This is a genomic window from Halolamina rubra, from assembly GCF_000739555.1.
Lineage (GTDB): Archaea > Halobacteriota > Halobacteria > Halobacteriales > Haloferacaceae > Halolamina > Halolamina rubra.
Map to the genome: position 1 here is coordinate 1 of NZ_BBJN01000002.1, position 21,130 is coordinate 21,130.

19 protein-coding genes, 1 tRNA gene and 1 pseudogene are annotated in these 21,130 nt (G+C 72.5%); 13 read left to right on the top strand and 8 right to left on the bottom strand.

Annotation, left to right across the window (positions count from 1 at the left end):
* The 3 genes and pseudogenes from ACP95_RS16205 to ACP95_RS00085 all read right to left on the bottom strand — a co-directional run.
* A partial coding sequence (locus ACP95_RS16205) for a type II secretion system F family protein (RefSeq protein WP_237560366.1) occupies positions 1-553 on the bottom strand: 553 nt, incomplete at its 3' end.
* A 531-nt stretch (positions 554-1,084) separates the two neighbouring features.
* Positions 1,085-3,370, bottom strand: a pseudogene (locus ACP95_RS00080) (type II/IV secretion system ATPase subunit); the annotation flags it as partial.
* Between the two features lie 115 nt (positions 3,371-3,485).
* On the bottom strand, positions 3,486-4,685 hold the full coding sequence (locus ACP95_RS00085; protein ID WP_082224507.1) for a glycosyltransferase family 2 protein: 1,200 nt from the start codon (positions 4,683-4,685) through the stop codon (positions 3,486-3,488).
* A gap of 253 nt (positions 4,686-4,938) precedes the next feature.
* Here ACP95_RS00085 and ACP95_RS00090 point away from each other — a divergent pair, with 253 nt between their 5' ends.
* On the top strand, positions 4,939-5,994 hold the full coding sequence (locus tag ACP95_RS00090; RefSeq protein WP_049979252.1) for a zinc-dependent alcohol dehydrogenase family protein: 1,056 nt from the start codon (positions 4,939-4,941) through the stop codon (positions 5,992-5,994).
* Here ACP95_RS00090 and ACP95_RS00095 read toward each other — a convergent pair.
* Positions 5,991-7,034, bottom strand: a complete 1,044-nt coding sequence (locus tag ACP95_RS00095) for an NAD(P)/FAD-dependent oxidoreductase (protein WP_049979253.1) — start codon at positions 7,032-7,034, stop codon at positions 5,991-5,993. The two genes, ACP95_RS00090 and ACP95_RS00095, sit on opposite strands and share 4 nt — an antisense overlap.
* 94 nt (positions 7,035-7,128) lie before the next feature.
* Here ACP95_RS00095 and ACP95_RS00100 point away from each other — a divergent pair, with 94 nt between their 5' ends.
* From ACP95_RS00100 to ACP95_RS00120, 5 genes are all read left to right on the top strand, one after another.
* Positions 7,129-8,082 (top strand): DUF4129 domain-containing protein, encoded by a 954-nt coding sequence (locus ACP95_RS00100; RefSeq protein WP_049979254.1) that lies wholly within the window; start codon positions 7,129-7,131, stop codon positions 8,080-8,082.
* Positions 8,079-8,642 carry a DUF7269 family protein gene (locus tag ACP95_RS00105; RefSeq protein WP_049979255.1) on the top strand — a complete coding sequence of 188 codons (564 nt, stop codon included), beginning with the start codon at positions 8,079-8,081 and terminating at the stop codon, positions 8,640-8,642. The genes ACP95_RS00100 and ACP95_RS00105 overlap by 4 nt, the downstream gene beginning before the upstream one ends.
* A complete protein-coding gene (locus ACP95_RS00110) occupies positions 8,639-9,913 on the top strand; it encodes a DUF58 domain-containing protein (protein ID WP_049979256.1) in 1,275 nt (424 codons plus the stop codon). Before ACP95_RS00105 ends, ACP95_RS00110 begins: the two co-directional genes overlap by 4 nt.
* Before the next feature lie 55 nt (positions 9,914-9,968).
* Positions 9,969-10,463, top strand: coding sequence for a DUF7519 family protein (locus tag ACP95_RS00115; RefSeq protein ID WP_049979257.1), 495 nt, complete (start codon positions 9,969-9,971; stop codon positions 10,461-10,463).
* Between the two features lie 41 nt (positions 10,464-10,504).
* Positions 10,505-10,589 (top strand) — tRNA-Ser (locus tag ACP95_RS00120).
* Positions 10,590-10,751: 162 nt separating this feature from the next.
* Here the strand turns inward: ACP95_RS00120 and ACP95_RS00125 are convergent.
* Positions 10,752-11,309, bottom strand: a complete 558-nt coding sequence (locus ACP95_RS00125) for a hypothetical protein (RefSeq protein WP_049979258.1) — start codon at positions 11,307-11,309, stop codon at positions 10,752-10,754.
* A gap of 113 nt (positions 11,310-11,422) precedes the next feature.
* Here ACP95_RS00125 and ACP95_RS00130 point away from each other — a divergent pair, with 113 nt between their 5' ends.
* Genes ACP95_RS00130 through ACP95_RS00140 form a run of 3 tightly spaced genes read left to right on the top strand, consistent with a single transcriptional unit; the run spans position 11,423 to position 14,068 of the window.
* Complete coding sequence (locus ACP95_RS00130; RefSeq protein ID WP_161782040.1) at positions 11,423-12,217, top strand: DNA polymerase sliding clamp; 795 nt, start codon at positions 11,423-11,425, stop codon at positions 12,215-12,217.
* A gap of 45 nt (positions 12,218-12,262) precedes the next feature.
* Positions 12,263-12,499, top strand: a complete 237-nt coding sequence (locus ACP95_RS00135) for a hypothetical protein (protein ID WP_049979260.1) — start codon at positions 12,263-12,265, stop codon at positions 12,497-12,499.
* 24 nt (positions 12,500-12,523) lie between these two features.
* A complete protein-coding gene (locus ACP95_RS00140; RefSeq protein WP_049979261.1) occupies positions 12,524-14,068 on the top strand; it encodes a TrkH family potassium uptake protein in 1,545 nt (514 codons plus the stop codon).
* Here the strand turns inward: ACP95_RS00140 and ACP95_RS00145 are convergent.
* The 3 genes from ACP95_RS00145 to ACP95_RS00155 all read right to left on the bottom strand — a co-directional run bounded on the left by ACP95_RS00145 (position 14,065) and on the right by ACP95_RS00155 (position 16,854).
* Positions 14,065-14,907, bottom strand: a complete 843-nt coding sequence (locus ACP95_RS00145) for a fructosamine kinase family protein (RefSeq protein ID WP_049979262.1) — start codon at positions 14,905-14,907, stop codon at positions 14,065-14,067. The genes ACP95_RS00140 and ACP95_RS00145 overlap by 4 nt on opposite strands.
* Positions 14,908-16,023, bottom strand: a complete 1,116-nt coding sequence (locus ACP95_RS00150) for a deoxyhypusine synthase (RefSeq protein ID WP_049979263.1) — start codon at positions 16,021-16,023, stop codon at positions 14,908-14,910.
* A 63-nt stretch (positions 16,024-16,086) separates the two neighbouring features.
* Positions 16,087-16,854 (bottom strand): Nif3-like dinuclear metal center hexameric protein, encoded by a 768-nt coding sequence (locus ACP95_RS00155; protein ID WP_049979264.1) that lies wholly within the window; start codon positions 16,852-16,854, stop codon positions 16,087-16,089.
* A 148-nt stretch (positions 16,855-17,002) separates the two neighbouring features.
* Here ACP95_RS00155 and ACP95_RS00160 point away from each other — a divergent pair, with 148 nt between their 5' ends.
* Genes ACP95_RS00160 through ACP95_RS00175 form a run of 4 tightly spaced genes read left to right on the top strand, consistent with a single transcriptional unit; the run spans position 17,003 to position 21,112 of the window.
* On the top strand, positions 17,003-17,614 hold the full coding sequence (locus tag ACP95_RS00160) for a nitrous oxide reductase accessory protein NosL (protein WP_237560364.1): 612 nt from the start codon (positions 17,003-17,005) through the stop codon (positions 17,612-17,614).
* Positions 17,614-19,551, top strand: a complete 1,938-nt coding sequence (locus tag ACP95_RS00165; protein ID WP_049979266.1) for a right-handed parallel beta-helix repeat-containing protein — start codon at positions 17,614-17,616, stop codon at positions 19,549-19,551. The genes ACP95_RS00160 and ACP95_RS00165 overlap by 1 nt, the downstream gene beginning before the upstream one ends.
* A complete protein-coding gene (locus ACP95_RS00170; RefSeq protein ID WP_049979267.1) occupies positions 19,548-20,288 on the top strand; it encodes an ABC transporter ATP-binding protein in 741 nt (246 codons plus the stop codon). The genes ACP95_RS00165 and ACP95_RS00170 overlap by 4 nt, the downstream gene beginning before the upstream one ends.
* Positions 20,285-21,112, top strand: a complete 828-nt coding sequence (locus tag ACP95_RS00175) for an ABC transporter permease subunit (protein ID WP_049979268.1) — start codon at positions 20,285-20,287, stop codon at positions 21,110-21,112. The genes ACP95_RS00170 and ACP95_RS00175 overlap by 4 nt, the downstream gene beginning before the upstream one ends.
* The last annotated feature ends 18 nt before the right edge of the window (positions 21,113-21,130 follow it).

Sequence of the window (21,130 nt, forward strand, 5' to 3'; positions counted from 1 at the left end):
GCGCCGTGCGGAGCGTGGCCAGCGCGCCCTCGGGGCGGCTGTAGGTCACCTGTCGCTCGGTCGGTCGGAGCCGGCCGACCGTCGCCGCCGCGCCGGCGCCGACGAGCAGCACGAACCCGGCGGCGCCGTAGATCAGCACCGCCCGCGGGGTGATCGACCCCAGCGGCGTCGGGATCGCCCGCGAGAGCCCCGGCGCGAGCACGCTCATCACGGTGAGCACGACGACTAGCAGCGCCGGCATCACCAGCAGCACGACGAACAGCTCCGCGATCAGTTCGAGGAACCCCTCGTTGCGCCGCTGGGTCTGCGAGCGCTGGTGGCCCAGCATCCGCGCCTCGAGGTCGAGGTAGTTCGCCAGCGCGTCGCCGCCCTGCTCGCTGTGCTCGCGGAACTTCAGCAGGAACGGCGCGAGCGTGTCCCGTGAGGGGGTGTCGCGGGCGACCCGGCGCAGCCCCTCGTTCAGGCTCCCGGTGAGCGCGGCGGTGTTGAGCACCTTCCGGGCGGCGACGGCGGTCTCGCCGTAGGCGTCGTTCTCGGCGACTTTCCGCAGCATCGCCCGCGGGCCGTCGGCGCCCGAGGAGAGCGCGTGGAGGTACCGCGCCGCGCCGGGGAGCGTGCGCTCGATGTCGGCCTGGCGGGCGCTCGCGAGCCAGCCGAGGTAGCGCCCGCCGAGCGCGATCACGCCGAGGCGGGTCGTGACGCCGACGGCGCCCCCGACGACGACGCCGACGAGCAGGCGCGGCGGGCGCGGCGCGACGCCGACGGGCGCGACGCTGGCGAGCAGTCTCGCGACGCGTCGTACGCGCCGGCGGGCGCCGCCAGCGCGATCGCGAGCGTCGGCACGACGGCCAGCACCGCGGTCAGCCACGCCAGCCCGTGGAGCCGCGCGACGTACACGTCGAAGCCGATCCCCAGATCCGTCCCGCGGTACTGCTCGCGGTGGGCGCTGTGGCGGGCGGCGTCGGCCTCGCTCGCGAACAGCGTGTACAGCGTCCGGTCGAGCACCGAGAGCCGGGCGGTGGCGTCTCCCGTCCCCCGCTCGCCGGTCGAGCCGCCGTGCTCGAGGCTCATCGGCTCCCTCCGGGGGGTCGCCGTCGTCGCCATCGTCGCCGTCGTCGCCGTCGTTGCCGTCGTTGCCGTCGTCGCCGTCACCGCCGTCCGCGACCGCGGTCCGGCGCAGGCGCTCGACGGTCGCGGCTTCGTCGGTGCGGAGGTTCGCGAGCAGGTCGAACAGGGCGTCGAACTCGGTCACCCCCTCGTCGTCGAGGAACTCGACGTAGCGCCGCTTGCGCCGGAACTCCTGCTCGACGGCGTCAGCCGAGCGGTCCGTCGCCGCCGCGATCCGGTGGAGCAGGCGGAAGCCGCGATCGTCCGGGTCCGCGGGCGCCGTCGGGCCGGACAGCGAGAAGGAGCCGTCCACGTCGCGGCTGAACACCTCGTTGAAGTGGATCGTGGTGTCGCCCTTCTCGATCACCTCGCCCGCGCCCGGCGGGAGCTGCTCGGCCTGTTCGGGCGAGAGGAACTCCACCGCGCGGGCGACGTAGCGATCGCCGTCGGAGTGGTGGGGGAAGGCGACGAGGTCGATCTCCTCGAGCAGGTACGCCGGCACGTCCTGCTCGACGACGCGGTTCACGAGCGTCCGCACGTCCTCGGCGTGGGTGGTGCCGACGACGCCGTGGCCCGTGTTGACCGTCTCTGCGAACGTCGCGAAGCTCTCGGGCGTGTTGATCTCCGCGATCACCTCCGTGTCGGGGTTGAGGTAGTTCGACTCCGTCATCAGGTCCGCCATCGTCACCCGCTTGTACTCGCTCTCGTGATCGCGCGTGGTGAGCGAGACGCCGGTCTCGTGGGGCAGGCGGACCTCTCTCGACCCCTCGTCGATCGACACCGGGCGGTCGTCGAAGGGGACGAACGGCATGTGGGCGTTCATCAGCGTCGTCTTCCCCACCCCGGTCGGGCCGGAGAACAGCACCACGCGCCCGTGCTCGTAGCAGAGCCACAGCAGCGCGACGAGGTCGACCGAGAGCGTGTCGCTCCGGAGCAGATCCACCGGCGTCATCGCCTCGGCGGCCTGCTTCCGGATGGAGACGTACGGGCCGCCCTCGCTGATGACCGGCAGCGCGACCGCACAGCGGACGGTCTCGTCGACGCCCGGCGGGTCGAGGTTGACTTTCGCGCTCGGGTTCGAGGCGTCGAGCTCGACGCCGTCGCCCGCCGCGAGCTGGGTGACGACGTTGACGAAGGAGCTCTCGGCCTCGAACGTCAGGTTCGTCGGCACCCGGGCGCCGTCGGCGACGTCGCTGCGGGGGACGACCTTCACGCGCTCGCCGACGCGGTTGGCTTCGATGTCCTCGAGGTTCGGATCCCGGATCGGCACCGTCAGCGGCCCCTGGCCGACGTAGTCCCGCAGCACGTGGTAGACGAGGTCGTCCAGCCGGTCCTCGGCGTAGCGGTCGTCGACGGGCGGCACCCCGACCCCGAGATCCGCGAGCGCCGAGCGGACCCGGTAGCGCGCCGAGGCGAGCCACTCTCGGGTGTTGCGCCCAGTCAGTCGGCGGGAGAGCAGCCGGCGGGCGCGCTCGGCGACGAACGCGCGGCGGTCGGTGCCGCCGCCGATCACGTCCTCGGTGCTGGCCTCCCAGACGCGCTGCTTGCACTCCGCGATGAGCGCCTCGTCGCCCGGCAGGAGGTCGGGCTCGAGAACCGCGTAGCGCGTGGCGAACCGGTCGCTCCCCAGCAGCCCGTCGCGGTAGACGACGACCGGGACCGGGTAGCCCGCGAACTCGACCTCGTAGCGCCGCAGGCGCTCGGCGGCGACGCGGTCGACGAACTCGCTGTCGGCGTCGAGCTCGGTCACCGCGGGCGCGAAGTCGGTGGTGTGGACGACGAGCTTCCCGTCCGCGGCGGCCTCGCTGTCGGCGACGCCCACGTCGTCGTCCAGCGCCAGCGGCGTGGCGTCGCCCAGCAGCCGGAGGTCCCGCAGCGCGTGGTAGTTCAGCCGTCGACGCGCGCCCGGACCGCCGGAGAGCAGGCGGTCGAGCGTGCGCTCGTACTTCGGCGAGAACCCCGACTCGGCGCGCTCGACGGCGCCCTGCCGCGTGAGCGGGCGCCGCCGCTGCGTGTCGGCGAAATGCTCGCGGACGCGCTCGAGTTCGGCCTGCTCGCTGGCCGACAGCGGCGGTTCGCGGGCGTCGTAGGCGAACTCGGTCGCCTCCCCGCCGCGCTCGTCGGCGTCGCGCCGGGAGACGCTGGCGACGACGCCGGGCGCGCTCTCGTACTGGGCCAGCGTCTCGGGCGCGTACCACGCGTCGCCGTCCTGGGGCGGCCTCGGTGCCGGCACGCGGTCGAAACGTGTCGATGACGCGGACATACCGGTTGGCCGGCGTTGGCTCGTTCTCCAACAAAAGGATTTGGTTTATTCGAACTGACGGCGAAAGGAGCGTTCGGGAAGCGGAACGTAGCCGGGAAACGACGGCCAGGGGTCCTCAGGCGTCGCCGACCTTCTCGGTCACCCGGAACTCCTCGGGCGGGTCGAGGATGCCGGCGATCGTCCCCATCGAGTGGACCAGCGTCACGACCGGCGCCAGCGGCACGGCCACCGCCCAGCTCAGCTGCTCCTCGCCGTAGTAGAGCACGCCGCGGAGGTACCAGAACGCCGTTAGCAGCCCCAGCGCGACCGAGAGCATCGCGAACGCGCCCGTCGCGGCGACGCCGACGCCCAGGACCGCCAGCGGGACGACGACGAGGGTGACGACCGGCGAGAGCGCCCACGCGTAGTTCCGCACGCGGGTCAGGAGCTGGTAGCCGGCCGGGAGTTCGGCGGCGGCGCGGACGTTGCCCGCGGCCCAGCGCCGTCGCTGCTGGGTGATCTCCGTCAGCGACGGCGGCGCCTCGTTGGCACACGTCGCCGTCGCGAGCTCGAACGTGAACTCGGGGAGCTGCTGGGCGGCCGCCCAGACGAACGCGGTGTCCTCGACGAGCGTCTCCCGGTCCCAGGTCACTCCGTCCTCGACCTCGCGCCGGACGGCGATGCCGCCGCCCCAGGCGAACAGCGGCACCGAGAGCCGCGCGAACGCGCGCTGCTCGATCTGGACGCCCATCCGGTACACGTCGCCCAGGTACGAGAGCACCGAGCCGGTCCGGCGCGGGCGCTCGCGGAGCTGGACCACGTCGGCGTCGGGCAGCCCCTCGAAGGACTCCAGCAGGCTGTCCTCGTCGAGGTAGAGCACGAACTCGCGGTCGTGCGCGACGTGCTGGCGGGCCCACTCGATCGCCCGCCCCTTCCGGACGGCGTCGGCCTCGAACCCGTCGGGGACGACGTGCACGTCGGCGCCGTCGACGTCGATCGCCGCCTCGGCGATCACGTGGACGTCGTCGAACTCGGCGGGCAGCGAGTCGACGGTCTGCTGCACCACCGACTCGGCGTCGACGGTCAGGATCCGGACGTGGATGTCGTCCGCGCCGTGGACCGGTTCGGGCGACTCGTACCCCGCGCCGATCACGTAGGTCAGGACGACCCACGTCAGCGCGGTCGCCGTGAACAGCAGCGTCGTTCCGGCGATCAGGAGCTCGAACAGGCCGCCCCAGTCGATCAGGCCGAGGGTGAGCCACGGCGCCACCGTCGCGACAGCGGTCGCGACGAGCACCACCGCCCCGCCGGCGAGACCGATGCGTTCTGGTTTCATCTCGCTCGGGAGGCGCGCCTCGACCCACTTCAACCGGGGAAACGCTGGAGCCGCCTTGGGCGCGGTTAACCCCGATTAATCGGAGTACGGCCGGGGTTCGGCCCTGAAACGCCGATCCGGCGCTCGCCAGGCGCCGAACGACGGTCCACCGCGGGGCGCGGCGGCTGGCGCGACACTGCCGAACGCGTCTGCCAGCTGGTCAGGGGCGCCCCCACCGACAGCCCTACACACACCCCACCCCAACCCCGGCCAAATGCGCGCCGCAGTCCTCCGCGAGTACGGCGAACCGCTCGACGTGACAGAGGTTCCGGAGCCGGAACCGGATCCGGACGGCGCCGTCGTCGCCGTCGAGGCCTGCGGCATCTGCCGGAGCGACTGGCACGCCTGGCAGGGCCACGGCGAGTGGGCCGACGATCAGGTGCCGCTGGACTACGTGCTGGGCCACGAGCCCGCGGGCCGCGTCGTCGAGGTGGGCGACGACGTGGCGCGGTTCGCAGTCGGCGACCGCGTCGTCGTCCCGTTCAGCCTCGGCTGCGGGGGCTGCGGCGAGTGTCGGACCGGCCACGGCAACACCTGCGAGGACGGCCACGCGCTGGGGTTCGAGCCCGACGTGCCGGGCGCCTTCGCCGAGCAGGTGGCCGTCCCCCACGCCGACCACAACCTCCAGACACTGCCCGACGGCGTGAGCTTCCGCGACGTGGCCGCGGTCGGCTGTCGGTACATGACCGCGTTCCACGCGCTGGCCCACCGCGCCGACGTGGGCGGCGGCGACTGGGTCGCGGTCCACGGCTGCGGCGGCGTCGGCCTCTCGGCGATCCAGATCGCCGACGCGCTGGGCGCCCGGCCGATCGCCGTCGACGTGAACGACGAGGCGCTCGCCCGCGCGGCCGAGGTGGGCGCGAGCGAGATCGTCGACGGCAGCGAGACCGACGTGGTCGAGTCGATCCACGGGATCACCGACGGCGGCGCCGCCGTCAGCCTCGACGCGCTCGGCCGCGCCGAGACCGCCCGCAACTCCGTCGAGTGCCTCCGGGCGCGCGGCACCCACGTCCAGGTCGGGCTGACCACCGACGCGGAGAAGGGGGAGGTTTCGCTCCCGACGGACTGGATGACCCGCTGGGAGATCGACTGGCTCGGCTCCCGCGGGATGCCGCCCGCCCGGTTCGACGAGCTGCTGGCGATGGTCGACGACGGGACGCTCGACCCCGGCGCGCTCGTGGGTGGGGAGGTCGGCCTCGACGACGTGTCGGACCGGCTGGCGGCGATGACCACCTACGACACGGACGGGATCGAGATCCTGACGTTCTAGAGTCCGAACGACAGTTTCTCGCCGGCTTCGAGGCCGTTCTCCAGCGCCGCGTGGACGCGCGCCTCGCCGGCGACCCAGTCGCCGGTGCAGTAGAGCCCCTCGTCCTCGGCGCTGTCGAGCGGGCCGGCCAGCGCGCTCCCCTCCGTCAGCGCGTAGCGCCAGCCCTGGTGGTCCGTCCAGTCCGGCTCCGCGAGGCGGTCGTCGCCGACGATCTCGGCAGCGTGGACCGCGAGCGCGTCGACGTTCGCCGCCGGGTCCTCGTCGTAGTGTTCGACGGACCACTCGTGGTTGGCCTGCACCACCAGCAGCGACTCGCCGTCGGGAACGTGGCCGGGTTTGCACTCCTCGCGGGAGATCCAGCCCACCGCGTGCTCCTTGTCGGTGTTCACCAGCGCGTAGTACGGGCGGTCCAGTTCGAACGGGTAGTGCAGCACCGCGGTCCAGATCGTGCGGAACGGGACATCGGCGACGGCGTCGACGAGGGGCTGCTTCGCCGGCGACGCCCACTCCGCGCCCCGGAGCAGGTCGGTGGTCTGCGGGGCGGGTGGGTTGAGGACGACGGCGTCGAACGGCCCCCACGCCTCCCCGTCGGCGTCGACGAGCGTCCACGTCCCTGTCTCGGGGTCGTGCCGGAGCGTCTCGACTCGGGTGCGGCGGTGGACTTCGGCGTCGGTCCGCGCGAACAGTCGCTTGGCGATCTGTGTCAGCCCCGCCCGGTAGGACCACTTCTGGCCGTCGGGCTCGCGGCCCGGCGTCACCTCGCCCCGTTCGTCGAAGGTGTACACGCGCTCCGTCACGTCGACGAGCCCGTCGTCGTCGAGCGTCTCGGTCAACAGCTCCGCGACGCGCTCGCTGTCGGACTTCACGTAGTTCGCCCCGTAGTCGTAGGTCAACGCCCCGTGGCGGCGGGTCGCCGCGCGGCCCCCGAGGCCGCCGGACTTCTCGAGGACGGTCACGTCGGCGTCCGGGCGCGCCCCGTCGACGACGAACGTCGCCGCGGCGGCCGCGACGCCGGCGCCGACGACGCCGATGCTGGCCATGGGGGTACTCCGGTCGCCCGAGGCATCAAGGCCCGCGGTCGCGGCAGGATCCGTCAACGAAACCACTATACCTCGGTTGTGATTAGCACACCGCGTGCAGCGGGACACCGCGGTCGCCGTCGTCCTCGCTCTCCTCGCCCTCCTCGCGATCGGCGCCGCGGGCGCCACGCTCGAGAACCCCGTCGCGTCCGACTCCGGCGCCGGTCTCGGCGACGGTAGCGGCGGCGGCCTCGGGAGCGGCGACGGGAGCGACGCCGCCAGCAACTCGAGTACCGGCGGTGGCGGTGGGATGCAGTGGACCGGCGAGATCAGCGGCGCCTGTATGAGCGTCCTCCAGACGCTGCCGGCGAAGCTGCTGATAGCCGGCACCGTCGCGGCGCTCGCGGGCTACGTCTGGTGGCGCACCGAGTCTCTCGGGATGGGGATCCTGACGGCCCTGCTCTACGGGCCGATCGTCTACCTGATGTGGTTCGCGCTCGCCGGCTGTCAGACGATCCAGGAGGGGATCGCACCGGCCGAACCGGCGAACCGGACGACCAGCGCCAACGAGACCGGCGGCGGCAGCCTCGGCGCCGCCGCGGAGACGGCGACGAGCCAGCCGTCGGTGCTGCTCGTGATCGTGCTCGTCGTGCTGGTGCTGGCGGCGATCGTGCTGCTGTACGTCGCCTCCGCCGACGACGTGGTCGACTCGGTCGTCGACCGCGAGCGCGACGCCGACGACGAGGAGACCGACATCGCCGCCGTGGGGCGCGTGGCCGGCGAGGCCGCCGACCGCATCGAGACCGGCGACGCATTCGACAACGAGGTGTTCCGCGCGTGGGCCGAGATGACCGAACACCTCGCGGTCGAACACCCCGAGTCGTCGACGCCGGCGGAGTTCGCGACGGCGGCCGTCGACGCCGGGATGGCGCCAGACGACGTGAACGAGCTCACCGACCTGTTCGAGGAGGTCCGGTACGGCGATCGGGACGTGACCGAGGATCGCGAACGCCGGGCGACGGCGGCGCTGCGCCGGATCGAGGAGAGCTACGCGGAGGCCGAGGAATGAGGCGCCGGCTCGCCGCCCTCGGCGCCGTCGCCGTGCTCGTCGGGCTGTTCGTCTCGTTCCAGCAGGAGTTCGCCGGCCTGATCCCCGCGAGCTGGGTGTTCGTGCTCCTGATCGCGGTCGCGGCGGGCGTCCAGTCGGTCACGACCGCGCTGGCTCGCCGGCGGACGCCGCTCCGGGGGGCCGAGACCGGCGACCCCGAGCGCCGCTACGAGGCGCCGGCGCCGGGCGACGACCTGCGGGAGACGCTGCGGTTCGCGCGGCGGTCGTCCCGGCGGGGTGACCGCCCGCGGAAGCAGATTCGAGAGCGGATCGCGAGCGTCGCCGTCGCGGCCGTCGCCGACGCCGAGGACTGCAGCGAGGCCGCGGCCCGCGAGAAACTGGAGAGCGGCGAGTGGACCGACGACCCCGTCGCGGCGTGGTTCCTGGGCGAAGAGGTCCGGCTCCCGCCCGCCGAACGCGCCCGCCTGCTCGCGACGGCGCCGTTCTCGCAGTACGAGGCGGCGTTCGCCCGCACCGTCGCGGTCGTCGACGACCTCGTCGCCCACGGGGGTGGGGGATGAGCTACGTCGACGCCGTCGACACCGAACACTGGGCGGGGATCGGCGCGCTGGCGTTCGCGGCGTTCGCGCTCGGCCTGCCGTTCCAGCGCCCCGGACTGTTCCTCGTCGCGCTCGTCGGCGTCGGCTTCGCGGCGTACGCCCGGTTCGGCGACGCGCCGGCGGCCGACCTCACCCTCGACCGCGAGCTCTCCGACCCCTCGCCGTCGCCCGACGACGAGGTGACGGTGACCGTGACGGTCGAGAACGCCGGGTCGTCGACGATCCCGGACCTGCGGCTCGTCGACGGCGTGCCGCCGGGGCTCTCGGTCACCGACGGCACCGCCAGGCTGGGGACCGCGCTCCGCCCGGGCAAGCGCGCGACGTTCAGCTACACGGTGACGGCGACCCGCGGCGCGCACGACTGGGCGCCGCTGACGGCGATCGTTCGGAACGCCAGCGGCTCGCGGGAGCGCAGGGTCGAAGTCGATCACGAGACGACGCTGCGCTGTCTCCCGACGCTCGAAGCCAGCAGCGATCTCCCGCTGCGCGGGCTGACGACGCCGTACTCCGGCCGCGTCGCGACCGACGTGGCCGGCTCGGGGCTGGAGTTCCACTCCACCCGGGAGTACCGCCGGGGCGACCCGCTCTCCCGGGTGGACTGGAACCGCTACGCCCGCAGCGGCGAGCTCTCGACGGTGTCGTTCCGGGAGGAGCGGGCGGCGACGGTGGTGCTGCTGATCGACTCCCGGGAGGCGGCCTACCGCGCGCCGGACGAGGAGACGCCCAACGCCGTCGAGCGGAGCGTCGAGGCCGCGGGCGAGGCGTTCTCGGCGCTGCTTTCGACGGGCGACCGCGTCGGGATCGCCAGCTACGGGCCGGAGGCGTGCTGGCTCGCGCCGACGACGGGCGAGCAGCACCGCGCGACGGCCCGGCGCCTGCTGGCGGACCACCCCGCGTTCTCGGTGTCGCCCTCCGAGGAGCCGTTCTACCCCTCGATCGCGCTGCGACGGCTCCGGCGCCGACTGCCCGCGGACGCCCAGATCGTGCTGTTCAGCCCCGTGACCGACGACTACATCGCGACGGTCGCCGAGCGGCTGGACGCCTACGGCCACCAGCTGACGCTGATCAGCCCCGACCCGACGGTCGACGACACGGCGACCCACCGGCTCGCCCGCCTCGAACGCGACACGCGGCTCCGCCGGCTCCGGAGCCACGGGATCCGGGTGATCGACTGGGGCGAGCGCCCGCTGGCGGTCGAACTCGCTCGGGCGACCCGGAGGTGGTCGCGATGACCTGCGCTCCTCGACCCCACAGGACCGACTGCCGACGCAGTCGGAGGTGGTCGCGATGACCGAGATCACCCGCGAGCCGTCCCGATTCGGCGTCGCCGTCGCGGCGGGGTTGGCGCTGCTGTCGGTCGCGGCGACGGCGGTCGTGGTGCCGGCCGGCGGCGCCGTCGCGGGGCTGGGGCTGGTGGTGCTGCTCGCCGGGCTCGCGGTCGCGTCGCGGCGGCTGATCACCAACGGCGGCGGGGTGCTGCTGCTCGGCGCGCTGTACGCGGGCTACACGGGCGCGCCGCCGCTGCTGGTGCTCGTCGGCGCCCTGACGGGCGTGCTCGCGTGGGACGCCGCCAGCAACGCCGTCTCGGTCGGCGAGCAGCTGGGGAAGGAGACCGACACGACCCGGGGCGAGATCGTCCACGTCGTCTCGTCGGTGCTGGTCGGCAGCCTCGCCGTCGCCGTCGGCTACGCGGTGTATCTCGCCGCCGCCGGGGGCCAGCCGATCGCGTCGGTGTTCCTGCTCGTCGTCGGCGCCGTCGCGCTGATCAACGCGCTGCGTTGAACCGTAACCGATTAACCGGAGCGTGTACGACGGTTAGGTGAGCCGAGGTAGCCTAGCCTGGCCAAGGCGGTAGATTCGAAATCTACTGTCCTCACGGACTCAAGGGTTCAAATCCCTTCCTCGGCGTTCTCTCGACAGCAACCCGGCGAGCAGCGCGTTTCATCGCGCTGCGAAGCCGGCGCTATCGGGTCGGAGCCGCACGAAGGGATCTGAAGCAGGGAACGAGCGAGCCCCGCGAGCGAGTGACTGTGGTTCAAATCCCGGCCATCACGAACTCGACGCCGACGCTCAGAACTCCGTCACCTTCGACTGGATCCGGCCGTCGTCGACGGTCTCGTCGTCGGCGACGTAGCGCGCCAGTCGGTCCCGACTCACGTCGTCGTGGCCGTGGAGGTACGCCAGCTCCGTCAGCGACAGCTCCTCGCCGCTCTCCAGCTTGTGCAGCAGGCTCTCCGGGCTCAGCCGCTCGTACGTCACGTCGAGATCCACCGTCGCCGCCCGCCCATCGCCGGCTTCGGCGACGTTCACTGCCTCGTGTAGTACCGCTTCGAAGTCGATATCGGTGTCGTCGACGCCGCGATACAGCAGCGCCTGCGCCGACACGAGCGCGTCGAACGCGTCGGCGCCCGCCATGTTGCCGAAGCGCTTCTCGAACACCAGCTCCCGGTCGTGGTCGTCGAGCGCCTCGACCAGGAGTTCGAAGTCCCGCACCGCCTCGAACAGTCGGTCCCGGACCCGTGCTCGGGCGTTCCGCTCGGACTGGACGCTCGAGAACGTCTTCTCCCCGCGCAGGTACGCGCGGTCGGCCTCGCTCAGGATTCCTCGGTCGCGTTCGTCGCCAGCCATACTCGATAATGGGGTATGAATCTCGATAAAGGTGGCGTTCTATACTCGGTTAACGATTATCAATCGGATTTCTGTGAAAAACGCTTATGCGGTTTCCGACCGACCGAGTGCTCATGTCCGAAGCCGTCTCCCCCACCGTGTCGCTGCCGCAGGACCCCGCTGTCGACGCGACGATCGACGCCGACCGACTCGACGACGCGCTGGCCGTCCTCGGTGCGCTCGTCGACGAGTGCCGGCTCGAACTGGCCGCCGACGGGCTCCACGTGCGCGCGGTCGATCCGGCGAGCGTCGCGGCTGTGTCGCTCGATCTCCCAGCCGAGGCGTTCGCGGCGTACGACGCGAGCGGCGAGACCGTCGGCGTCGACGTGAGCCGGCTCGGGGAGGTGGTCGGCCTCGCGGAGCCGGGCGATTCGGTCCGGCTCGTGCTCGACGCCGATCGTCGCCAACTCCACGTGCTGGTCGGCGAACTCGCCTACACGCTGGGGCTGATCGACCCCGAGGCGATCCGCGAGCCGCTTGACCCGGCCGAGATGGAGTACGACTGCCCCGCGGAGCTGACGATCGCGGGCGGCGACGTGTCCCGAATCGTCGACGCCGCCGGGATGGTGTCGAGCCACCTCACGCTCGGCGTCGACGCCGACGCGGGGACGTTCTACGCCGAGGCGACCGGCGACACCGACGACGTGGCGCTGGCGTTCGACGGCGACGACCTCGCCGCGCTCTCGCCCGCGGACGCCGAGTCGCTGTTCAGCCTCGACTACCTCCGGGAGATGGTGCGCCCGATTCCCGCCGACAGCGAGCTGCGGGTGGAGCTCGGAACCGAGCAGCCGGTGACGCTCGGCTTCGGGCTCGCCGGGGGTGCGGGCGACGCGCGGTTCCTGCTCTCGCCGCGGCGGTCGGTCGCCTGAGCCGGCACGGCGGGGTTTGATAGTCCCGCCCCGAGAACGGCAGGTATGAGCACCGAAGAGCCGACCGAACGCTGCTACTCCGAGATCGTCACCCGGCTCGAGGACGGCGAGCGGGAGACGGTCGCCGAGGCGGCGGCGCTGCTCGCCAGCACCGCCGACCGCATGGCGCAGGTCGAGAGCGACGGCGACGCCGAGGGGATGGCGGTCGAACTCCGACGGATCGCGGACGAACAGGCCCGAATCGAGGAGATCGCCCTCTCGCCCTGCTCGGGCGCGAACTGACACCGCCGACCGAGACGCTACTCGATGGTTTCACTCCCGAACACGTACGTCGATTACCGGGTGAGCATCGGCTTCGTCGGTCGGGTGCTGAAGTATCTCGGCGTGACGCCGATCGCGCCCCTGCTGGTGGCCCTCTACTACGGCGAGAGCCCCGTCCCCTTCGTCGCCACGAGCGCCGTGATGCTCGGGGCGGGGCTGCTGTTCGAGCTCCTCGGCAGCGACGACGAACTCGGCCGGCGTGAGGCGTTCCTCCTCGTCAGCCTCGCCTGGCTGGTCGTCCCGATCGCGGGGACGGTGCCGTACCTCGTCGCCGGCACCGGCACGGTCGCCTCGCCGATCAACGCGCTGTTCGAGAGCATGAGCGGGTTCACGACCACCGGCGCGACCGTGCTGGGCGAGATCTCTGTCGAGCGCCACGGCCACGCGATGCTGCTGTGGCGCCAGCTCACCCAGTGGCTCGGCGGCATGGGGATCCTCGTGCTGATGGTGGCGATCCTGCCGGAGATGTCCGTCGGCGGCGCCCAGGTGATGAACCAGGAGGCGCCGGGGCTCTCGCTCGACAAGCTCACCCCCCGGATCCAGGAGACCGCCCGCGCGCTCTGGGGGATCTACGCGGGCTTCACCCTGCTCGCGGCGCTGGTGTTCTTCGCGCTCGGGGTCGTCGACGTCGCCCCCAGGATGGATCTCTACAACGCCGTCGCCCACGCGCTCACCACGCTCCCGACCGGCGGGTTCTCGCCGGAGGCCCGCAGCGCCGAGGCGTTCGCGCCGGCGATCCAGTGGGCGATGATGCCGTTCATGCTGATCGCGGGGACCAACTTCGCGCTGTTCTGGCACGTCTTCCGCGGCGAGCCACGCCACCTGACCGACAACGCGGAGTTCCGCGCGTACCTCCTCGTCGTCGCGGGGTTCGGCGCCGTCGTCTCGGCGCTTTTGTTCGCCGGCGTCGGGATGGCGGAGACGCCGACGAACGTCGACGCCGTCGCCGGCAACGTCGAGAACGCGCTCCGGCAGGGGCTGTTCCAGACCGTCGCGATCGTCACCACCACCGGCTACGCGAGCATGGACTTCAACACCTGGGACGCCTCCGCCCAGACGGTGCTGCTGTTCGCGTACTTCCTCGGCGGCTCTGCGGGTTCGGCGGCGGGCTCGATCAAAATCGTGCGCTGGGTGATCGCGAAGCGGGCGACCGACCGCTCGCTGTTCGTCGCCGCCCACCCCGAAGCCGTCAGGCCGGTTCGACTGAACGACGAGGTGATCGACGAGGACACGATCCGCGAGGTGTTCGTGTTCGTGACGGTGTTCGTGGTGCTCTTTGCCGTCTCGACGGTGCTGCTCTACCTCGACAGCTTCCGGTCGGGGCTCTCGCTGTCGGGGCTGGAGGCGATGAGCGTCGCCATCGCGACGCTGGGCAACGTCGGCCCCGGGTTCGGCCCCGTCGGCCCGATGAACAGCTTCCTGCCCTTTTCCGGCGCCGCGAAGCTGTACATGGTGTTCCTCATGTGGATCGGCCGACTCGAGATCCTCTCGGTGCTGGTGATCTTCACGCCGTCGTTCTGGACGCGCTAGTACCCCAGCTCGGCGAGGGTCTCCCGGATCGGCGCCAGATACTCCTCGCCGAAGTGCCGCAGGTGCACCAGTAACGGCAGCAGTCGGTAGATCGGCCGCCTGATCGCGGCGCCGTCGGGAACCACAGCCCGCTCCCGATACCGCTCGAAGAAGGCGTCGCCGCCGGTCTCGGTCCAGTCGACGTACGCCAGTTCGACCTCGGGGTCGGCGTAGTAGCAGGCGGGATCGAGGAACGCCCGCACCGACTCGCCGTCGGTGAGCAGGTTCGCCCGCCACACGTCGCCGTGGATCAGCGACGGCTCGGGGTCGTGATCCAGCAGCGTCGGTAGGTCGTCGACGAGTACGTCGACGCGCTCGGCGTCGCTCGCTGGGAGCAGCCCCTCCGTCTCGGCGTGGTGGGCCATGTAGCCGAGTCGGTGCTCGCCGAAGAACGTCGGCCAGTCCGCCTCGCGGGGGTTCGGCAGGTCGAGCTTCCCGGTGAGCGTGTCGAACGGGAAGCCGAACGTCGGCGCCGTGTTCGCGTGCAGCGCGGCGAGTCGGTCCGCGAGGTCGCGCTCGACCGCGGGGGTGATCGTCGACTCGCCGTCGACGTACTCGATCACCAGCAGCTCCTCGGCGGCGTGGTGGACCGCTGGCACCGCGAGGCCGTGCTCGGCGAGGTGGCGCAGCATCCGCGCCTCGATCCGGAGATCCGTCCCGGCGGTCTTGGCGACGACGCGGCGGCCGTCCGCGAGGTCGACGCGGTGGACGCTCCCGACCTCGCCGCCGTCGAGTTCGGCGGCGTCGGCGATCGCCGCGCCGGCCCACGACTCGACGGCCGCCCAGGTCGCGGCGTCCATCTACCCGTCCAGCTTCTCGAGGGCGTTCGCGACCAGCATCGGCAGGAACACGGTCGCGTCGCCGACGATCGTCGCGTTGCGCGCGTCCGGTTCGAACTTCCCCCACGACCGCGCTTCGTCGAGCGTCGCGCCCGAGAGCCCGCCCGTGGCTTCGGGGTCCATCGTGATCTGGACGCCGTAGTCGTACGCGCCCGGGGTGACGAGCATCGTCTGCAGGGTGAAGTTCTTCGGCACGCCGCCGCCGACCAGCAGACAGCCCGCGCGCTCGGACTCGAAGGCGAGGTCGGTCAGGCCGGTCATGTCCGCCAGCGCGTCGAGCGAGAACTCCGAGGTCTGGGAGTACACCCACGCCTGCAGCCCCAGCACGGAGTCCTGCACCGCGGGGCAGTAGATCGGCACGTCGTTCTCGTACGCCGCGGCGGCGATCCCCGGCCCCTCGTCGATCCCCTCCTCGGCGTTCACCTCGCTGTTCGCCCGCCCCAGCTCGCGGGTGAACCGCTCGATCGAGACGATCCCCTCCGCCTCGAGCGGCGGGAACACGTGCTCGCGCAGGTGCTCCTCGAACAGCGCGAAGTGCTCCTGGGGGAGGTAGACGTTGTAGATGCGGTCGACGCCCTCCTCGCGCAGGCGCTCGTCGTGGTCGCGCGTGCCCGAGGCGTGGTCTGGGTGGGCGCCCTCGTGGTCACCGTCGTGGCCGTGATCGTCGCCGTGGCCCTCGCCGTCGTGGCCGTGGTCACCCTCGCCGTGGCCGTGCCCGTGGACGCTCCCGTGGTGGTGTTTGCCGCCGATCGCCTCGATCGCGTCGTGGGTCAGGTTCGCGCCGGTGGTGACCAGCGCGTCGACGTGGCCCTCCCGGATCAGGCCGGCGACGACCTCACGCATCCCGGCGGGCACCATCGCCCCCGCCAGCGAGAGGAACACGGCGCAGTCGTCGTCCTCGAGCATCTCGGTGTACACGTCGGCGGCGTCGTGGACCGCGGCGGCGCCGATGCCGGCGTCGCCGTACTGCTCGACGAGCTCGCCCACGCTCATCCCCGCGCTGACGGAGGCGTGGCCGATGGGGTCGTGCTGGAACTCCCGGCGTTCGGTCTCCTCGGAGTCGGCGTCCTCGCTCATACCCCCGTCTCGTGGCGGTGCGGGCTTGAAGGACCCGATACGTGGGCCGCGGTCGCCGCCGGCTCAGAGCCCGGTCGGGTGGTCGACGAACACGGTGTCCAGCCCCCACTCCTCGGCCAGCGCCTGCAGCGAGCGCACGCCGAACGTCTCGGTCGCGTAGTGCCCCGCCAGCAGCACGTTGATCCCGGCCTCGCGGGCCTCGTGGTACGCCTGCTGTTTCCCCTCGCCGGTGATCAGCGCGTCGGCGTCGGCCGCCACGGCCTCGTCCAGCCAGTCGACGCCGCTGCCGGTCAGGACGGCGACGCGCTCGATCTCCTCGGGACCGAACGCGAGCGTCTGCACGCCCTCGCCGCCGGTTTCGAGCTCGTCGGCGAGCAGGTCCGCGAGGGCGTCGACGCCGATCGGCGCCTCGCGCTCGCCGGCGATGCCGACCGTCTCCGGGCCGATCTCGCCGAACGGCTCCCGCGCGTGGAGGTCGAGCAGGTCGGCGATCCCGGCGGCGTTGCCCAGCGTCGGGTGGCCGTCCAGCGGGAGGTGGGAGACGTACAGCGGGATGTCGTGCCGGATCAGCGGCTCGACGCGCTCGTACTCGCGGCCGGTGACGCGGTCCAGCCCGCCCCAGACGAGCCCGTGGTGGGTGACCAGCGCGTCGGCGCCGGCGTCGACGGCGGCGTCGATCGTCGCCGCGGCGGCGTCGACGGCGAAGGCGACGGTCTCGACCTCCCCCTCGCGGCGGCCGACCTGGAGCCCGTTGGGGCTGGCGTCCACGTCGGCGTACTCGTCGGTGCGGAGCGTCTCGTCGAGGCTGTCGACGAAGTCGGCGCGGTCCATGGGCGGGCGGTGGGGCGCCGGCGGTTTGTACCCCCCGGCTCGGGCCGTCGTTCGACTGTCGCACCAACACCCCTTTGCGCCGGTAACGCGTACGTTACGGTACGTGAGCGACGCCGCCCCAGCGGGCGGCGATCGCCCCCCTCTGCCCATGACTCCCAGCAAACACGATGACTGCGGTGATCGTTCGGACGCGCTCTCGCGGGACGTGCGCTGTACCCGCCGCGGCGCGATGGCGGCGACCGTCGGGATCACGGCCGGGCTCGCCGGCTGTCTCGGCGGCGACGGCGGCGACGCGCCCGCGGCGGTGACGCTCCCCGACGACGCGACCTGTGACGTGTGCGGCATGGTCATCTCCCAGCACCCCGGGCCGACGTCGGAGATCTTCTACGCCGACCAGCGCCCGGGCGGCCACGACAACCCCGCCCGGTTCGACAGCACGTGGGAGGCGTTCCAGTTCGACTTCGAACACGAGGACTGGGACCGCGAGGCGTTCTACGTCACCGACTACTCGACCGTCGACTACGAGATCCGGACCGACGACGACCAGCAGGTGATCTCGACCCACTACGACGCCGAGTCGTTCGCCGACGCGACGACCGTGACGTTCGTCGCCGGCTCCGAGGTCGTCGGCGCGATGGGCGAGGACCTGATCGGCTTCTCGGACGAGGCGGACGCCGAGTCGTTCCAGGCCGACCACGGCGGCGACGTCGTCACCTTCGACGAGGTCAACCCCGAACTCATCTCGACGCTCGGGCGGTGATGGTCGGCCGAACACTGCCGCTTACCGCGTTCGCGACCGTGTTCGTCGCCGCCCTGGTGGTGCTGAGCGTCACGCTCGTCGTCCCCGTCGGCGCCGCCGACGACGTGGAGCCCGTCCCGTTCGAGGACACGTTCCGGCTCGGGCTCACCGACGAGACGGTCCGGCAAACCGAAGCCCAGGGGCTCTCGATCCCCCGGGTCGAGGTGTACTACTCCGCGTACGAGTACGTGGTCGGGTTCAACAGCGTCGGCTCCTACGTCGCCGAGCAGGGCCGCACCGGCCACGAGCAGCGATTCGGCCAGCCGGTCGCGGCGTTCGTCTCGGACTACGCGGGCGCCAACGCCTCGCTCACCGACGAGGGGTACCTGACCGCCGAGGGCGAGGTCGGCTTCGCCCCCGCTCAGGAGAGCGTCGTCGTCGTCGACAGCCGCGCCCGCCTGCCGAGCGGCCCCGTCGCCGTCCCGTTCTCCGATCGCGACGCCGCTGCGGCGTTCGTCGACGCCTACGGCGGGGAGATCGTCCCCTGGAGCGCGGTCACCGACCGGGTGCCGGCCCGCGACCCCGCCTCGGCGTCGGCGCTCCGGGGCGCCGTCGAGAACCGCTCGGCGTGGGCGAACGACGCCGTCGCGGCGACGGCCGAGCGGGAGCGACCGACCTCGATCGTCGTCGGCGAGGACGCCGAGAGCCTCGACGCGGCGGTCGCGGCCGCCCCGCCGAACACGACCGTCGAACTCCCGCCGGGGACGTACCGCACCGACGGGCTGGTCGTGAACAAGTCGCTGACGATCGCCGGCGCCGGGAACGAGACGACGATCCGCGGCGACGGCAACGGGACGGTGCTCACGATCGCCGCCGCTCGCACCACGCTGACGGATCTCCGGATCGACGGCGTCGGCGACGTGGGGAGCCGCCGGAGCATGCTCAACGCCACCGAGATCGAGGGGCTGAACTGGTCGCAGAACGTCGAGCTCGCCTACGGCCGCGGCGACGCCGCCGTCCGCCTGCTCGACGCCGAGCGCTCGCGGATCGAGGACGTCTCGATCGAGACGCCCGCGTCGGGGATCGTCGTCCTCGGCAGCCGGGGGAGCGTGATCCGCGAGTCGACGGTCACGGTCTCCGGCGGCAGCCAGGACGGGTTCATGGGGCTGGTCGCGATGTACGAGCCGATCGTCGTCGAACGCAGCCAGTTCACTGGCGGCCGCGACGGCGTCTACACCCACCGCGCCGACGGGCTCGTCGTCCGGGACAACGCGTTCACCGACCACCGCTTCGGGATCCACGAGATGTACACCTCCGACTCGCTGCTGCGGAACAACACCGCCCGCGACTCGAACGCGGGCATCTTCCTGATGACCCGCCCCTCGGGCAACCTGCTCGTCGACAACGACGTGCGCGACTCCCGGGTCGGCATCTCCACCGCGGGCTCGCGGTCGTACGTCGCGGGCAACGTCGTCGCCGACAACGGCCGCGGGTTCAACGTGTACAGCTCGCAGTCGCTGTACACCCACAACACCGTCGTCGGCAACGACGTGGGGCTCCGGGCCGGCGACGCGCTCGCGACCAACCTGCTGACCGACAACGACGTCGTCGGCAACGGGCAGGCGGCGACGGCCAGCATCGGCCCGCTCCGTGTCTGGACCGTCGGCGACAGCGGCAACTACTGGGGGGCGGTGCCGGGCACCGACACCGACGCCGACGGCCACTACGAGCGCGCGTTCCGCCCGACGGGCTCGGTCGACGGGCGCGTGCAGACGACCCCCGGCGCGTGGACGCTCGCCCGCTCGCCGGCGGTCGATCTCGTCCGGACGGTGCAGGAGACCGTCCCCGGCCTGCGGGCGACCGGCGTCGTCGACGTGGCGCCGCGGACCACCCCCGCCCGCCCCGAGACGCTCGCGGAGCTGCGCGACTCCGGGAACGCCACGGAGGTGGCCGGATGAGCGACCCCGTGCTCGCGTTCGAGGACGCCTCGTTCTCCTTCGGCGACGTGACGATCCTCGACGACGCCAGCGTCGCGCTCGAGGACGGCACGTTCGTCGCGCTCGTGGGGCCGAACGGCTCCGGGAAGACCACGGCGCTGGAGCTGTTCGCCGGCCTGCGTGCGCTCGACGCCGGGACGGTCACCCGGCCCACGACGACCGGCCGGACCGTCGCGTACCTGCCGCAGTCGCCACGGTTCCGCCCCGGCTTCACCGTCCGCGAGGTCGTCGACTTCTACGGCTCGCTGGTCGAGACCGACGTCGACGCCGACGCGATCCTCGGCCGGGTGGGGTTGACCGGCGCTGCCGACCGGCGCGTCGACGCGCTCTCCGGCGGGATGACGCGGCTGCTGGGGCTCGCCCAGGCGCTGATCGGCGACCCGCCGGTCGTCGTCCTCGACGAGCCGACCAGCGGGCTCGACCCGGACATCGCCGACCACATCTTCGAGGCCGCGGCGGCGATGGCCGCCGACGGCCGGCTCGTGCTCACGACCAGCCACGACCTCGAGGCCGTCTCGCGCTACGCCGACCGCGTGCTGCTGATCGCCGACGGCGAGTTCGTGCTCGACGGCTCGCCGGACGCGCTGCTCGAGGGGGCCGGCGAGACAAGCCTCCGCGACGTGTTCTCGGCGACGGTCGCCGGCTCGGGGCGGGCGGCAGTCGACGTCGACGCGCCGACCGACGGGGGTGGGGAGTGATCCGCGCTCGCCCGGTCGTCGCCGTCGCGAACCGGGAGGTGCGGACGCTGCTGCGGAACCGGGCGCTGCTGGCCGTCGCGGCGGTGTTTACGGCCGTCGTGGTCGGGCTGGGCGGCGCCTCGATGGGCTCGCCCGGCGGCTACGTCTCGCTGACGTACGACCTGCTGCTGCCGGTCGAACTGCTCGTCCCGGTGCTCGCGTTCGCCGTCGCGTTCCAGTCGATCCGGGGCGACGACGAGCGCGGCACGCTGTCGATCCTCCGGACGTACTCGGTCTCGCGGGCGGAGTACGTCCTCGGCGTGTTCGTCGGCCGCGCGCTCCCCGCGTTCGTGCTCGTCGTCGCGGCGCTCGCGGCCGCCGGCGTCGTCGCGGGGCTGGGCGCCCCGGAGACGTCGTCGTTCCTGGCGACCCACTCGGCGGGCGACACGCCGCTGATCTACGGCCGGTTCGTGCTGTTCGCCGGCTGGTACACGCTCGCGACGGTCGCGTTCGTGCTCGCGGGCTCCGCGCTCGCCCGGACCGACCGAGAGGCGCTCGCGGCCGGCGTCGGCGTCGTCGTGGTTGTCGCGTTCCTCGCCGACCTCGCGCTCGTGGCGCTGCTCACGACGGGGTTCGTCGGCGACCTGATCGGCGTGCTGGTCGGGCTGGCGCCCGCGAGCGCGTTCCGCGGGCTCGTGCTCGAACTGGCGATCCGGCCCGCGATCGCGGCCGACCCGGGGGTCGCGACGGCGCATCCGCTGGTCAGCGCGTTCGGGCTCGCGGGCTGGACCGTGGCGGCGCTGGCGGTCGCGGCGGTCGCGGTGTGGCGGCCGGTCGAGAAGTAGCGCGACGGGAGGCCGCGG